General features: G+C 70.0%; 17 protein-coding genes, 1 tRNA gene and 1 pseudogene. 5 read left to right on the plus strand and 14 right to left on the minus strand.

Features of this window, described 5'->3' with window-relative positions:
- The 10 genes and pseudogenes from JAN5088_RS03505 to def (JAN5088_RS03550) form a co-directional block, all read right to left on the minus strand.
- Window positions 1-624, minus strand: a complete 624-nt coding sequence (locus JAN5088_RS03505) for a trimeric intracellular cation channel family protein (protein ID WP_055681429.1) — start codon at window positions 622-624, stop codon at window positions 1-3.
- Complete coding sequence (gene rnhA, locus JAN5088_RS03510; protein WP_055681671.1) at window positions 621-1,082, minus strand: ribonuclease HI; 462 nt, start codon at window positions 1,080-1,082, stop codon at window positions 621-623. The genes JAN5088_RS03505 and rnhA overlap by 4 nt, the downstream gene beginning before the upstream one ends.
- Complete coding sequence (locus JAN5088_RS03515; RefSeq protein WP_055681430.1) at window positions 1,079-1,534, minus strand: DUF3429 domain-containing protein; 456 nt, start codon at window positions 1,532-1,534, stop codon at window positions 1,079-1,081. The genes rnhA and JAN5088_RS03515 overlap by 4 nt, the downstream gene beginning before the upstream one ends.
- A gap of 50 nt (window positions 1,535-1,584) precedes the next feature.
- Window positions 1,585-2,198, minus strand: a pseudogene (locus tag JAN5088_RS18135) (LysE family translocator).
- 163 nt (window positions 2,199-2,361) lie between these two features.
- Window positions 2,362-3,312 (minus strand): 4-hydroxy-3-methylbut-2-enyl diphosphate reductase, encoded by a 951-nt coding sequence (ispH, locus tag JAN5088_RS03525; RefSeq protein ID WP_055681432.1) that lies wholly within the window; start codon window positions 3,310-3,312, stop codon window positions 2,362-2,364.
- 60 nt (window positions 3,313-3,372) lie between these two features.
- A complete protein-coding gene (locus tag JAN5088_RS03530) occupies window positions 3,373-3,609 on the minus strand; it encodes a hypothetical protein (protein ID WP_055681433.1) in 237 nt (78 codons plus the stop codon).
- A 1-nt stretch (window position 3,610) separates the two neighbouring features.
- On the minus strand, window positions 3,611-4,525 hold the full coding sequence (fmt, locus tag JAN5088_RS03535; RefSeq protein WP_055681434.1) for a methionyl-tRNA formyltransferase: 915 nt from the start codon (window positions 4,523-4,525) through the stop codon (window positions 3,611-3,613).
- Window positions 4,516-5,007 carry a peptide deformylase gene (def, locus tag JAN5088_RS03540; protein ID WP_055681435.1) on the minus strand — a complete coding sequence of 164 codons (492 nt, stop codon included), beginning with the start codon at window positions 5,005-5,007 and terminating at the stop codon, window positions 4,516-4,518. The genes fmt and def (JAN5088_RS03540) overlap by 10 nt, the downstream gene beginning before the upstream one ends.
- Window positions 5,004-5,450 carry a peptide deformylase gene (locus JAN5088_RS03545; protein ID WP_055681436.1) on the minus strand — a complete coding sequence of 149 codons (447 nt, stop codon included), beginning with the start codon at window positions 5,448-5,450 and terminating at the stop codon, window positions 5,004-5,006. Before JAN5088_RS03545 ends, def (JAN5088_RS03540) begins: the two co-directional genes overlap by 4 nt.
- 15 nt (window positions 5,451-5,465) lie before the next feature.
- The gene (gene def / locus JAN5088_RS03550; RefSeq protein WP_055681437.1) at window positions 5,466-5,984 is read right to left on the minus strand and encodes a peptide deformylase; all 519 of its coding nucleotides are present in this window, start codon (window positions 5,982-5,984) and stop codon (window positions 5,466-5,468) included.
- Between the two features lie 83 nt (window positions 5,985-6,067).
- Here def (JAN5088_RS03550) and JAN5088_RS03555 point away from each other — a divergent pair, with 83 nt between their 5' ends.
- Window positions 6,068-7,252 (plus strand): MalY/PatB family protein, encoded by a 1,185-nt coding sequence (locus tag JAN5088_RS03555; protein WP_055681438.1) that lies wholly within the window; start codon window positions 6,068-6,070, stop codon window positions 7,250-7,252.
- An 8-nt stretch (window positions 7,253-7,260) separates the two neighbouring features.
- Here JAN5088_RS03555 and JAN5088_RS03560 read toward each other — a convergent pair.
- A tRNA-His gene (locus JAN5088_RS03560) sits at window positions 7,261-7,337 on the minus strand.
- 119 nt (window positions 7,338-7,456) lie between these two features.
- Here JAN5088_RS03560 and JAN5088_RS03565 point away from each other — a divergent pair.
- On the plus strand, window positions 7,457-7,645 hold the full coding sequence (locus JAN5088_RS03565) for a DUF6324 family protein (protein WP_055681439.1): 189 nt from the start codon (window positions 7,457-7,459) through the stop codon (window positions 7,643-7,645).
- Between the two features lie 5 nt (window positions 7,646-7,650).
- On the opposite strand, the gene JAN5088_RS03570 is transcribed toward JAN5088_RS03565, so the two are convergent.
- The 3 genes from JAN5088_RS03570 to JAN5088_RS03580 all read right to left on the minus strand — a co-directional run bounded on the left by JAN5088_RS03570 (window position 7,651) and on the right by JAN5088_RS03580 (window position 9,680).
- Complete coding sequence (locus JAN5088_RS03570; protein WP_055681440.1) at window positions 7,651-8,097, minus strand: MmcB family DNA repair protein; 447 nt, start codon at window positions 8,095-8,097, stop codon at window positions 7,651-7,653.
- A gap of 276 nt (window positions 8,098-8,373) precedes the next feature.
- Window positions 8,374-9,096: an alpha/beta fold hydrolase gene (locus JAN5088_RS03575; RefSeq protein WP_055681441.1), complete on the minus strand. Its 723-nt coding sequence runs from the start codon at window positions 9,094-9,096 to the stop codon at window positions 8,374-8,376.
- Window positions 9,093-9,680, minus strand: coding sequence for a 2-hydroxychromene-2-carboxylate isomerase (locus JAN5088_RS03580; RefSeq protein WP_055681442.1), 588 nt, complete (start codon window positions 9,678-9,680; stop codon window positions 9,093-9,095). The genes JAN5088_RS03575 and JAN5088_RS03580 overlap by 4 nt, the downstream gene beginning before the upstream one ends.
- Window positions 9,681-9,834: 154 nt before the next feature.
- Here JAN5088_RS03580 and JAN5088_RS03585 point away from each other — a divergent pair, with 154 nt between their 5' ends.
- From JAN5088_RS03585 to JAN5088_RS03595, 3 genes are all read left to right on the plus strand, one after another.
- Window positions 9,835-10,860 carry a ribose-phosphate pyrophosphokinase gene (locus tag JAN5088_RS03585; RefSeq protein ID WP_055681443.1) on the plus strand — a complete coding sequence of 342 codons (1,026 nt, stop codon included), beginning with the start codon at window positions 9,835-9,837 and terminating at the stop codon, window positions 10,858-10,860.
- A 16-nt stretch (window positions 10,861-10,876) separates the two neighbouring features.
- Window positions 10,877-11,986 carry a THUMP domain-containing class I SAM-dependent RNA methyltransferase gene (locus JAN5088_RS03590; RefSeq protein ID WP_055681444.1) on the plus strand — a complete coding sequence of 370 codons (1,110 nt, stop codon included), beginning with the start codon at window positions 10,877-10,879 and terminating at the stop codon, window positions 11,984-11,986.
- Between the two features lie 90 nt (window positions 11,987-12,076).
- Window positions 12,077-12,958, plus strand: a complete 882-nt coding sequence (locus JAN5088_RS03595) for an MBL fold metallo-hydrolase (protein ID WP_074962603.1) — start codon at window positions 12,077-12,079, stop codon at window positions 12,956-12,958.
- The last annotated feature ends 2 nt before the right edge of the window (window positions 12,959-12,960 follow it).

The following is a 12,960-nucleotide window of genomic DNA, read 5'->3' on the forward strand; positions in this document are numbered from 1 at the left end:
TCAGGGGCGGGGCGGCCGCGCCCGGAACGACGGCAGCCGCCAGCCATAGCGGATCGACCCGCCCCGCAGCAGGAACGTCACCCCGGTGCAGGCCGCCAGCGGAACCAGGCCGGGCGCCACAGCCTCGCGTGCAACGATCGCCGCCCCCGCACCCGCCAGCGCGGCGGTGACGTAAAGCTCCCCCTGCTTCAGGACCAGCGGCACCTCGCCCACCACGACGTCGCGCAGCAGGCCGCCGAAGCAGCCCGTGACCACCCCCATCACCACCTGCACCCAGACCGGATGCCCCGACGCGGCGGCCACGGCCACGCCCGCGGCGACCGCGACCGACAGGGCCACGGCGTCCAGCCAGATGATGACCGCCATCCGCGACGCCAGCAGGTAATGCGTGAAGAACACCGCGATGGCCGCCCCCGCGGCGACCGCCACCGGCAGGGGGTCGGCCACCCAGAACACCGGCGTCCGCCCCAGCAGCAGGTCGCGCACGGTCCCGCCGCCCACCGCCGTCAGGCAGGCCACGAAGATGAACCCGATGGGGTCGAGCTGCGCCCGCGCCGCCACCAGCGCGCCCGTGACCGCGAAGACCAGCGCCGCGCCCAGGTCGAACCCGGCGCCGAAAGTCACTTTCCCGTGCCCTTGAACGGCGCCATGCCTGCGCGGGCCAACTCGTCCGCGCGTTCGTTCTTGGGGTGGCCCGCATGGCCCTTGACCCATTTCCACGTCACCGAATGGCGCGCCTGCGCGGCGTCGAGCCGCTTCCACAGGTCCTCGTTCTTCACCGGCTTTCGCGTGGAGGTCTTCCAGCCGTTGCGCTTCCACCCGTGCAGCCAGGCGGTGATGCCGCCCTTCACATAGGCGCTGTCTGTCACGACGGTCAGGGTGGAGGGCCGCTCCAGCGCCTCCAGCGCGTTGATCGCGGCCAGAAGCTCCATGCGGTTGTTCGTCGTGTCGGCCTCTCCGCCCTTCAGCTCCCGCTCCCGCAGGACGGCGCCGTCCTTCGACGCGACCAGCAGCGCGCCCCAGCCCCCCGGCCCCGGGTTGCCGGAACAGGCGCCGTCGGTATAGGCGACAAGCTCCATCAGAAGGCCACGGGAACCAGACAGGCCACGACACCCGCCGTCAGGATCAGCCGCAGCTTCATCCACCAGGCGGGCGCCAGCCCCTGCCGCCAGAACAGCCAGTCGAGGCCCAGCAGCCCCACGAACCCCGCCATGAGCGCGATGGCCGCCGACACCGGCCCCCCGCCCACCATGAAGAACGCCCAGAGCGCGGGCAGCACCGACAGGGCATAGCCCGTCGTCTCGACCGGGCCTTCGGCGCGTGTGGCAAAGCCCCAGAGCACCCCCGACATGAAGGCAAGGATCACGCTGCCGTAGAATAGGCCCACATATGGCCCCACGAATCGCGGCCCCACCGTCGCCATGGTCAGCGCCTGCGCCCCCTCCGACCACATCGTGACCACGCCCCAGGCGAAGGGCAGAAGGCCGGCAAGACCGAGGATCAGGGCGGAGAAGGGGATGCGCGGCTGGAACATGGCCGCCAGATGCCACGACGCCCCGCCGCGGGGAACCCGAAAGTTGCCCCTCAGGCGCGTTCCAGCGCCAGCCGTCCCGCCAGCGCCGCGAAGACCGCCGCGAACCCGCGGTTGAGCCAGGCCATCGCCCGCTCGCTCGCCAGCAGGCGGTCGCGGAACAGCCCCGCGAACAGGCCGTAACGACGAAGACGGCGAAGGTCATGGCCATGAACACCGCGCCCAGCGCCGCCATCTCGGTCGTGGCCGTCGCCGGATCGCCCGAGAGGAACGGCGGCAGCAGCGCCAGGAAAAAGATCGACAGCTTGGGATTCAGCACGTTGATGAGCGTCCCGCACCAGCCCACGCGGACCAGCGACCCCGTTCCCCGGTCCGCCCGCACGGCCAGGGCGCCGGTCTGGCGCAGCGCGCCCCACGCCATCCAGAGCAGATAGGCCACACCCGCGAACCGCACGATGTTGAACAGCAGCGCCGACGCATGGAGCACCGCCGCCACGCCCAGGATCGCGGCCAGAAGCGCCGGCACGATGCCGAAGGTGCAGCCGAGCGCCGCGGCCAGTGCCGCCCGCCTTCCGCGGCCGAGCCCCATGGCCAGCGTATAGACGACCCCGGTGCCCGGCGCGATGACGACGACGAAGGCCGTCAGAAGGAACTGGAGCGTGATCATGCCCCGCAGTCTGCCCGCATCCGCCCCATCCGGCAAGCACGGAAACGCGGCCAATTTCCGTTAAAATACCGTTAATTAACAATCACTTAAAAGACCGCGCGAGAAAACCCAACCCCTTGACCCCCTTGCCTGAATCGCCCGATTGCCAGTTGGCAATCGCGGCTCAGGCGGGTTGCCGCAACACGCGAGGAACCTTGAACTCGACGTTCTCCTCGGCCGTAACCACCATCTCGACCGTCACGTCATAGCGGTCGCGGAAGGCGTCCACGACCTCATCGATCAGCACTTCGGGCGCGCTCGCCCCCGCGGTGATGCCGACCGACCGGATGCCGTCCAGCGCGCGCCAGTCGATGTCGTCCGCCCGCTGCACGAGCTGCGCATAGGCGCACCCCGCCCGCGCCCCGACCTCGACCAGACGGCGGGAGTTCGACGAATTGGGCGCCCCGACCACCAGGATCGCGTCGCAGTCGGGCGCCATCGCCTTCACCGCCTCCTGCCGGTTGGTGGTGGCATAGCAGATGTCTTCCTTGTGCGGCCCGACGATGGCCGGGAACCGCGCCTTCAGCGCCGCGACGATGTCGGCGGTGTCGTCCACCGACAGCGTGGTCTGGGTGATGAAGGCCAGGCGCTCGGGGTCGCGCGGCATGAGGTCGGCCACGCCGTCGGCCGTCTCGACCAGCAGCACCTCGCCCGGCGGAAGCTGGCCCATGGTGCCGATGGTCTCGGGATGGCCGGCATGGCCGATCATCACCATCTGCAACCCGTTCTCGTGGTGCCGCGCCGCCTCGATGTGGACCTTGCTCACCAGCGGGCAGGTCGCGTCGACATAGATCATCTCGCGCGCCGCGGCTTCCGCCGGAACGGCGCGGGGCACGCCGTGGGCCGAGAAGATCACCGGGCGGTCCGGCGGACATTCGTCCAGCTCCTCGACGAAAACGGCGCCCTTGTCGCGCAATCCGTCCACGACGAAGCGGTTGTGCACGATCTCATGGCGCACATAGACAGGCCCGCCCCATTTCTCGATCGCCATCTCGACGATCTTGATGGCGCGGTCCACGCCCGCGCAGAACCCGCGCGGCGCGGCCAGATAGAGGGTCAGGGGCGGCCTGGTCATCGAAGTTCTCCTTCACGGCACCGACCTAGGGACACAGGCCCCCCGCGTCCAGTGCGGGTCTCACCGGCGCCAGTGCGTCGGTACGATGGCCAGCGCGCCGACCGATGCGAGGATGGCGTTCAGCCCCGGCGCACGGAACCCCAGCCCGAACATCAGCGTGACGAAATAGAACACGAAGGCCCCGCCCACGCAGATTACGATGCTCTGGACATAGCCGTTGCGGGTGAAGCCCATCCGCTCCGACGCGACGCCGACGATGCCCGCGATCACGACCGTTCCGATCAGGGTGGGAAACATCTCAGCCCTCCAGGGGGTCGCCGGGCGCCAGACGCGCGCCGTTGCGGAAATCCGCCCCGCTTATGGCACCCTTCCCGGCCGGTTGCACCTCCATGAGGTCCACCGCGCCGTTGCCCGCCGCCACGACCAGCCCCGGCCGGTCCAGCACCGTGCCCGGCGTCCCCTCCCCCTCCGTCGCGCGCGCGCGCAGCAGCTTGATCCGCGCGCCGTCGCGTTCGATCCAGGCGCCGGGAAAGGGCGAAAGGCCGTTGATGTGGCGCGCCAGCGTCTCCGCGCCCCAGGTCAGGTCGGCGCGCGCCTCGGCCTTGTCGATCTTGGCGGCATGGGTGACGCCCTCGGCGGACTGCGACACGGGCGACAGGCGGTCGATCTGCGCGACGGCCCGCACGGCCAGCCGCGCACCCATCTGCGACAGGCGGTCGTGCAGGTCCCCCGTGGTGTCGGTCGGCCCGATGGCCGTCTCGTCGCGCAAAAGCACGGGGCCGGTATCCAGCCCCGCCTCCATCGCCATGATGCAGACGCCGGTGCGCGCGTCGCCGGCCATGATCGCCCGGTGGATCGGCGCCGCCCCGCGCCATCGCGGCAGGAGCGAGGCGTGGACGTTGATGCAGCCGTGGACCGGCGCGTCCAGCACCGCCTGCGGCAGGATCAGGCCATAGGCCACGACCACGGCGATCTCGGCGCCGAGGTCGGCGAAGGCCGCCTGTTCGTCGGGCCGCTTCAGCGTTGCGGGCGTCCGCACCGTCAGGCCCAGCGCCTCGGCCCGCGCCTGCACCGGCGACAGGCGGTCCTTCTTGCCGCGCCCCGCCGGGCGGGGCGGCTGGGAATAGACGGCGACGATCTCGTGCCCGGCCAGGGCCAGCGCGTCCAGGACCGGCACCGCGAAATCGGGCGTCCCCATGAAGATCACGCGCATTTGCGGGCCTTTCGCAGCAGCATGTCGCGCTTCGTGCGCGACAGGCGGTCGACATACATCCGGCCGTCCAGATGGTCGATCTGATGCTGGACCGAGGTGGCGCGCAGCAGGACGAAGTCCTCCTCCCGCGCCGCGCCGTCTTCATCCAGATACGCCACCGTCACCGCTCGCGGCCGCCGGATGCGCGCCGACACGCCCGGCAGGTTGGGAGAGGCTTCGTCGTGCTCGCGCATCTCCGCGCTCGCATGGAGGATCACGGGGTTGGCCAGCCGCGTGACGCCGCGCCCGTCGCCCGCGTCGACCACCGCCAGACGGCGCATGATGCCCAGTTGCGGCGCGGCGAGGCCCACGCCGGGCATGGCGTGCATCGCCTCGACCATCTCGTTCCAGATGGCGCGGACGCCATCGTCCACTGCATCCACCGGCGCGGCGGGGGTCTTCAGACGGGGGTCGGGCCAGCGCAGGAACGCACGGTGGGTCATTCCGCCACCTCCGGCAGGTCGAGGATCAGCACGCCGTCCAGATGGTCGATCTCATGGCACAGACAGGCGGCGGCGAAACCGTCGAACGTCTCGCGCCGCCGTCCCTCGGGCGCGTCGAAGGCCACGGTCACGCGCGCGGGGCGGGCGATGCGGCGGGGCGTGTCCGGGATGCTGAGGCAGCCTTCGGTGTTCACCTGCCGCCCCTCGCGCGCCACGACCTGCGGGTTCACGAAGACGCGCGGGTCGGGCAGGCCCTCCTTCCAGCCGGTGTCCATCACGATGAGCCGCAGTGCCACGCCCACCTGCGGCGCGGCGAGGCCCCGCCCCGGCGCGGCATACATCGTGTCGAGCATGTCGCGCGCCAACACGACGCAATCGCCCGTCACGGGGTCGCAGACCCCCCGCAGCACGGGATCGGGATGCAGGACGACGAGCCGGATCACCGCGGCGTGCCCGCGTCACCCACGCGCCATCTCGCGCTTGAGCTTGACCATCTTGCGGGTGATCATCTGGCGGCGCATCGGGCCGATGTGGTCGATGAACAGGATGCCGTTCAGGTGGTCGATCTCGTGCTGGACGCAGGTGGACCAGAGCCCCTCCATGTCCTCCGTCCGCTCGGCCCCGGTCTCGTCGATCCAGCGCACGGTGACTTCGGCGGGGCGCGTGACCTCGGCGTATTGCTCGGGGATCGACAGGCAGCCTTCCTCGTAGGTGCTGCTGCGGTCGCCGGCGGCGATCACCTCGGGGTTGAACATCACCAGCGGGCGGGGCGGGGCGCCTTCCTCCTTGACGCAGTCGAGGACGATCAGGCGTTCCAGCACCCCGACCTGCGGCGCGGCCAGGCCGATGCCCGGCGCGTCGTACATCGTCTCGAGCATGTCGCGGGCCAGCGCGAGGCGGGTGTCCGACAGGTCGTCCACGGCGGCGGCCACCTGCTTGAGGCGCGGATCGGGGTGAATGAGGATCGGGCGTTTCATCGCGGACGATCTAGTCGGGCGGCAGGCGCCTTGCAACCGGCGGCGCACCGCGTAGGGTCGCCCCACATCCGAGGAGACACGACATGAACGCCGACCCCCGTTTCGACCAGATCATCGACCGCCGTGGGACGCATTGCACCAAGTGGGACATGATGCAGGCCGCCTATGGCGTGCCGGCGGACGAAGGGCTGGCGATGTGGGTGGCCGACATGGACTTCCGCCCGCCGCAATGCGTGCTCGACGCGGTGCAGGCGCAGGTGGACCACGGGATCATCGGCTACTACGGCGACGACAGGCCCTATCTGGACGCGATCCGGTGGTGGATGAAGACGCGCCACGGCTGGTCGGTGGATGCGGGCGCCGTCTTCACGACGCACGGGCTGGTGAACGGGACGGCGATGTGCGTCGACACCTGGACCGCGCCGGGCGACGGGGTGGTGCTGTTCACGCCCGTCTACCACGCCTTCGCGCGCGTCATCAAAGCCGCCGGGCGCCGCGTGATCGAATGCGAGCTGGCCTTCGACGGCACGACCTATTCCACCGACTTCGACGCCTGGGACGCCCAGGTCGAGGGGTCGGGCGCGAAGATGATGATCCTCTGCTCGCCCCACAACCCCAACGGCCGCGTCTGGACGCGCGAGGAGCTGGAAGGATACGCCGCCTTCGCAAGACGCCACGACCTGATCCTGGTCAGCGACGAGATCCATCACGACCTGGTCTATCCTGGCCAGACCCACATCCCGATGGCGAACATCGACGGCATCGACGACCGGCTGGTGATGATGACGGCCACGACCAAGACGTTCAACATCGCCGGCTGCCATTCGGGCAACGTGATCGTGCCCGACGACAGGCTGCGGGCGCAGTTCGCGGCACGGATGGCGGCGATGGGGATGTCGCCCAATTCCTTTGGCCTGTTCATGGCGACGGCGGCCTATTCGCCCGAGGGGGCGGCCTGGGTGGACGACCTCATGGTCTATCTCGACGGCAACCGCCGCGTGTTCGATACGGGCATCGATGCCATTCCCGGGGTGCGGTCGGTGCCGTTGCAGGCGACCTATCTGTCCTGGGTGGATTTCGCGGACACCGGCATGCCGCGGGATGAGTTCACCCGCCGGGTCGAGCAGGACGCCCGCATCGCCGCCAACCACGGCACCACCTTCGGCAAGGGGGGCGAGTCGTTCCTGCGGTTCAACCTCGCCACCCCGCGCAGCAACGTCGAAGCGGCGGTGGAGCGGATGCAGAAGGCCTTCGCCGATTTGCAATGAAGGGGGGATGGTACCACCGCCCCGGCTCGAACGGGGGACCTCCTGATCCACAATCAGGCGCTCTAACCAACTGAGCTACGGCGGCACTCGGGGCGCGTTTAGCGCCCGTGCGCGCGGCGCGCAAGTCGGTCGTCCCCGGATTCGGGGAGAAAGCGCCCCTCTGTCGGCCTTGCGCGGTGCGTGGGCGGGGGCTAGACGATCCGCATGGGTATCAACGACCAGTCCGACGCCGAGGCGAACCTGCAGATCGCGCCGACCGATCAGGGGATGGTGCGTCTTTTCGTCGAGAGCAACGGCGTCGAGATCCCCATGGATTTCGCGCCTGAGGACGCGCTGGAGATCGCCGAGGAAATCCGCGCCGCCGCCATGATGATCGGCACGCGCAAGCCCTGACCCCGTCAGGCGATGGACATGGGATCCCGCAGCACCTGAAGCCGCATCGCCGCCGCCCGCGCGAAGCGCAGCGTCAGCGCCTTGCGGCGTGCGGGGGCGAGGGGCGTCGCCTCGGGCATCCGCACGATGTCGGCGCCGAACGGATCGGCCAGGATCAGCCCCGTGTCGGGCGGCAGAAGATCGACCGGAAAGGCGGCGTCCACGGCCCAGAAGTAGCGGTCGGACCATTCGAGGTATCCCTGCCACTTGCAGTCGGAGGCGAAGTCGGCGCGGCTCGACTTGCATTCCACGATCCAGACCTCGCCCCTGGGACCCATCGCCATGACGTCCACGCGCTTGCCGCGTTCGGGCGAGAACTCCTCCAGGCACATGAAGTCGCGGTCGCGCAGGTGGCGGGCCACGCCGCGGGCGAGAAGCTGTCCGGGGGTGAGGGATGGGCTGTCGCTGGTCATCGCGCGGTCTGTGAATGAAAGGTGAACAAAAGTCCAGAGGCCGGGGTCTTGCCCGATGCATCGCCGACGCCTATCTGGGTCGAAGCGGTGCTTCTGTGCTTCCCGTCACCTGGGACATAATTCCAGTGGCCTTAAGCAATTCCGAGGGAGCTGGCTCTGATGCGGCCCTGGTCGCGTTACCTGGCGCCCACCTGTATATACAGGTCCTCGGGAATACATGTTCCGACGGTTGCCACGGTTCGCCGCAGGGCCCGGCCCCACAAGGGTCGGGCCCGCCTATTTCCAGAACGCCTCCAGCATTTCGGCCAACGCGGGCGCGTCGGTCATCGGGATCATGTGCCCCTGCCCCAGCCGCCGGATGCGCGCGCCGGCGAGACGGTCGGCGAGGCCCTTCGCGATGGCATCGGTGATGGCGGGCGGGTCCGTCCGCGTCACGATGAGGACGGGCGGCGGCGCGGCGGGCAGGCGCGACAGCAGGCCGTCCGCGTCGCCGGTGATGCCCGGTCCGCTGGCCGCGACCAGGTGGATGCGGTCGCGGATGGCGACGCGCTGGCGTTCGGGCATGGCGTCCCAGCCGCGCCCATCGCCCCACATGGCGGTGAAGCCGCGCGCCGCGTCGTCGCGTGCGCCCCGCGCCAGGTCGGCGTGGAACGGCGCGGTGCGGTCGCGTTCCGCCGCCTGAAGGGCGGGCGGGGCGGCGGCGAACATCACCGGCTCGATCAGGGTGAGGCTGCGGACACGGGCCGGATGGTCGGCCAGCAGGCGCAGGGCGAGACAGCCGCCGAAGCTGTGGCCCACGACGTCGAACCGCCCTGCGGGGGCCGCCGCCATGGCGAGGTCCAGCGCCTGATCCATGAAGTCGCCGCCGTCCCAGTCGGGCGCGCGCCCGTGGCCTGGCAGGTCGGGACAGGCGAGCCGCGCGTGGGGCAGCGCCGCCGCGACCCCGCGCCACGCCGCCCCGGAAGCCAGCATGCAGTGCAGCGCGAGGACGTCCCTCATGCCGAAAGGAACGCGTCCAGATCGTCGATCCGGTCCTGGCCCCAGAACCGCTCGCCCCCGGCGATGAAGAAGGGCGCCCCGAAGACGCCCGCCTGCACCGCCTGTTCGAGGTTGCGGGCGTATGTTTCCGCCCCCTCCATCATGCCGGCGTTGACCAGCGCGCGGTCGAACCCCGCGGCCCCGAGGCAGTCGGCGATGACCTCGTCCTGCGAGATGTCGCGCTCCTCGGCCCAGCAGGCGCGGGTGAGGCCCGCGACGAGCGCGGCGATGTCGCCCGAGCCGTCGCGCGCGGCGGCGATGATGGCATAGGACGAGGGGGCGGGGTTCACCGGCCAATGCGCCGGGCGGACGTTGATCGGCATCCCGAGCTTGTCGGCGGTGCGGCGCAACTCGATCAGGCGGTATTCCTTGCGGCTGTCGTGGCGGTCGGCGGGGGCGGTGCCGCCGGTGCGCGCGAAAAGCGCGAGGATGTCGAGCGGGCGATAGGTCAGCGTGGCCCCGTGGCGCGCCGCCACCTCGGCCGGGCGGGTGCCGGCGAGATAGGTGTAGGGCGAGATCGTGGCGAAGTAATAGTCGATGTTCATGGTCGGACCCCGGCGGATGGCTGCTGCCCCACCGGCGTAGCGGCCCCGCGGCACGGGCGCAACGGATCGCGGCGGACGGGCCAAGGCGCTTCCCCCGGGGGCGGGCACGGTGCTACGCCCCCCGCATCGCCCGAGACGATTCGCGAGGACCCCGATGCCCAGCCCCGATCCCAAGATCATCTCAGGCAATGCGAACAGATCGCTCGCCAAGGCCATCACCCGGCGGATGTCGATGCACCGGGGCGTGCGGACCAACCTGGTGGACGCGCGCGTCGAGCGGTTCAACGATCAGGAGATCTTCGTCGAGGTCTTCGAGAACGTGCGCGGCGAGGACATGTTCATCGTCCAGTCGACGTCGAACCCGGCGAACGACAACCTGATGGAACTGCTCATCATCTCGGACGCGCTGCGCCGGTCGTCGGCCAGCCGCATCACCGCCGTGATTCCTTATTTCGGCTATGCCCGGCAGGATCGCCGCACCAAGGCACGCACCCCGATCAGCGCCAAGCTGGTCGCCAACCTGATCGCCAATTCCGGCATCGAGCGGGTGCTGACGATGGACCTGCACGCCGCGCAGATCCAGGGGTTCTTCGACATCCCGGTGGACAACCTCTATGCCTCGCCCATCTTCGCGCTGGACATCATGCACCATTTCAGGGGGCAGATGGACGACGTGATGATCGTCTCGCCCGACGTGGGCGGCGTGGCCCGCGCGCGGGAGCTGGCGCAGCGGATCGACGCGCCCCTTTCGATCGTCGACAAGCGGCGCGAAAAGGCGGGCGAAGTGTCCGAGATGACCATCATCGGCGACGTCGCGGGCAAGAAGGTCATCATCGTGGACGACATCTGCGACACCGCCGGGACGCTGTGCAAGGCGGCCGAGGTGCTGGCCGAGGCGGGCGCGACCGAGGTTCACGCCTATATCACCCACGGCGTCCTGTCGGGCCCTGCGGTCGAGCGGATCACCAACTCGCGCCTCAAATCGCTGGTCATCACCGATTCCATCGAGCCGCCGCAGCCGGTGCAGGACTGCGCCAACATCCGCATCGTGCCCATCGCGCCCATGCTGACGCAGGCGATCCTGAACATCTGGAACGGCACCTCAGTCTCGTCGCTGTTCGACACCGCGACGCTGGAGCCGATCTACGAGCCGCTCTATCCCGGTCTGGCCTTCGCCTGACGGCGGCGGGCCGGCGATGGAGCGTTTCGAGATCTTCCTGACGTGCCCCCCGGGGCTGGAGCCCGCGCTGGCGGAGGAGGCCGCGGCGGCCGGCTTCGACGCGCCCTGCGCGGTGCCGGGCGGGGTGACGGTCGAAGGCGGCTGGCCCGAGGTCTGGCGCGCGAACCTGGTGCTGCGGGGGGCCACACGGGTGCTGGCGCGGATCGGGGAGTTCCGGGCGTTTCACCTCGCCCAGCTCGACAAGAGGGCGCGGAAGTTTCCCTGGGGCGAGGTGCTGCGGACGGATGTGCCGGTGCGCGTCGAGGTGGCGACGAACCGGAAGTCGAAGATCTATCACGCGGGTGCCGCGCAGCAGCGGATCGAGACCGCGCTGACCGAAGGCGCGGGGATTGCGGTGGCCGCCGATGCGCCCGTCACGCTGCGCGCGCGGATCGACGACAACCTCGTGGTGCTGTCGGTCGATACCTCGGGCGGAAGCCTGCACAAGCGCGGCCACAAGGAAGCCGTGGGCCGCGCCCCCCTGCGCGAGACCATGGCCGCGCTGTTCCTGCGGCAATGCCGGTTCGACGGGTCGGAGCCGGTGCTGGACCCGATGTGCGGATCGGGCACCTTCGTCATCGAGGCGGCGGAGATCGCGGCCGGGTTGATGCCGGGCCGCGACCGGGCCTTCGCCTTCGAGCGGCTGACGACGTTCGACGCGGAAGCCTGGGCCGCGATGCGGGCGGCGGCCCCCCGCCCCCTGCCCGACCTGCGGTTCCACGGGTCCGACCGCGACGCGGGCGCCTTCGGTGCCGCGCGCGCCAATGCCGAGCGCGCGGGCGTGGGCGCGCTGGTCGAGTTCCGCAAATGCGCGATCAGCGACATCGCGCGGCCCGCGGGGCCGCCGGGGCTGGTCATCGTGAACCCGCCCTATGGCACGCGGGTAGGCGCGAAGAAGCCGCTCTACGGTCTGCACGGCGCATTGGGGCAGGTGCTGCGGGAGCGGTTCGGCGGCTGGCGCGTGGGCCTGATCACGACGGAGGCCGATCTGGCCAAGGCGACCGGCCTGCCATGGCTGCCCCCCGGCCCGCCGGTCCCGCACGGGGGCCTGCGGGTGAAGCTCTGGCGGACGAACCCCCTGCGGTAACGCCGCCCTGCGTGACAAAGTCACCGACACCGGAAAGCCCCCTGCGCTAGGACCGTTCGACCACGTCCCCCCGAGCCGCAGGAGAGCGCCATGACCTATCCCATCGACATGTCGGTCCACCCCGACGTCTCGGCCCATTTCGACGAGGCCACCAATACCATCAGCTGTATCGTCAAGGATCCGGCGAGCGACCATTGCGCCGTCGTCGACAGCGTCATGGACATCGACTATGCCGCCGGGCGCATCACCTATGACCATGCCGACCGCCTGATCGCCGAGATCGAGGCGCGCGGCCTGACGCTGGACTGGATCATCGAGACCCATGTCCACGCCGACCACCTGAGCGCCGCGCCCTACATCCAGGAGCGGCTGGGCGGTCGGATCGGCGTGGGCGAGAAGATCATGGTGGTGCAGGAGACCTTCGGCAAGATCTTCAACGAGGGCACCGAGTTCCAGCGCGACGGCAGCCAGTTCGACGCGCTGTTCAAGGATGGAGACACCTACAAGGTGGGCGAGATGGCGTGCTTCGCGATCTACACCCCCGGCCACACCCCTGCCTGCATGGTGCATGTCATGGGCGACGCGGCTTTCGTGGGCGACACGCTGTTCATGCCCGACGGCGGCTCGGCGCGGGCGGATTTTCCCGGCGGCGATGCGGGCGAGCTTTACGACAGCATCCAGAAGGTGCTGGCCCTGCCCGACGAGATGCGGCTGTTCATGTGCCACGACTACGGCCCCGACGGGCGCGACATCGCCTGGGAAACGACGGTGGCCGAGGAAAGGGCCCACAACATCCATGTGGGCGGCGGCAAGACGCGGGAGGAGTTCATCCGCTTCCGCACCGATCGCGACGCGACGCTGGCAATGCCGAAGCTCATCATTCCGTCGCTTCAGGTGAACATGCGGGCGGGCGAACTGCCGCGCGACGCGGACGGCCGGCCGATGCTGAAGGTGCCGGTGAACGGTCTCTGAGC

Origin of the sequence: Jannaschia rubra, from assembly GCF_001403735.1 — a bacterium.
GTDB classification, from domain to species: Bacteria; Pseudomonadota; Alphaproteobacteria; order Rhodobacterales; family Rhodobacteraceae; genus Jannaschia; species Jannaschia rubra.

Bases quoted from the DNA above. Each gene is read 5' to 3' on its own strand.
- JAN5088_RS03515 (WP_055681430.1), bottom strand. From the start codon at position 1,534: ATGTTCCAGCCGCGCATCCCCTTCTCCGCCCTGATCCTCGGTCTTGCC.
- ispH (WP_055681432.1), bottom strand. From the start codon at position 3,312: ATGACCAGGCCGCCCCTGACCCTCTATCTGGCCGCGCCGCGCGGGTTC.
- JAN5088_RS03530 (WP_055681433.1), bottom strand. From the start codon at position 3,609: ATGTTTCCCACCCTGATCGGAACGGTCGTGATCGCGGGCATCGTCGGC.
- fmt (WP_055681434.1), bottom strand. From the start codon at position 4,525: ATGCGCGTGATCTTCATGGGGACGCCCGATTTCGCGGTGCCGGTCCTG.
- def (WP_055681435.1), bottom strand. From the start codon at position 5,007: ATGACCCACCGTGCGTTCCTGCGCTGGCCCGACCCCCGTCTGAAGACC.
- def (WP_055681437.1), bottom strand. From the start codon at position 5,984: ATGAAACGCCCGATCCTCATTCACCCCGATCCGCGCCTCAAGCAGGTG.
- JAN5088_RS03555 (WP_055681438.1), top strand. From the start codon at position 6,068: ATGAACGCCGACCCCCGTTTCGACCAGATCATCGACCGCCGTGGGACG.
- JAN5088_RS03565 (WP_055681439.1), top strand. From the start codon at position 7,457: ATGGGTATCAACGACCAGTCCGACGCCGAGGCGAACCTGCAGATCGCG.
- JAN5088_RS03570 (WP_055681440.1), bottom strand. From the start codon at position 8,097: ATGACCAGCGACAGCCCATCCCTCACCCCCGGACAGCTTCTCGCCCGC.
- JAN5088_RS03575 (WP_055681441.1), bottom strand. From the start codon at position 9,096: ATGAGGGACGTCCTCGCGCTGCACTGCATGCTGGCTTCCGGGGCGGCG.
- JAN5088_RS03580 (WP_055681442.1), bottom strand. From the start codon at position 9,680: ATGAACATCGACTATTACTTCGCCACGATCTCGCCCTACACCTATCTC.
- JAN5088_RS03585 (WP_055681443.1), top strand. From the start codon at position 9,835: ATGCCCAGCCCCGATCCCAAGATCATCTCAGGCAATGCGAACAGATCG.
- JAN5088_RS03590 (WP_055681444.1), top strand. From the start codon at position 10,877: ATGGAGCGTTTCGAGATCTTCCTGACGTGCCCCCCGGGGCTGGAGCCC.
- JAN5088_RS03595 (WP_074962603.1), top strand. From the start codon at position 12,077: ATGACCTATCCCATCGACATGTCGGTCCACCCCGACGTCTCGGCCCAT.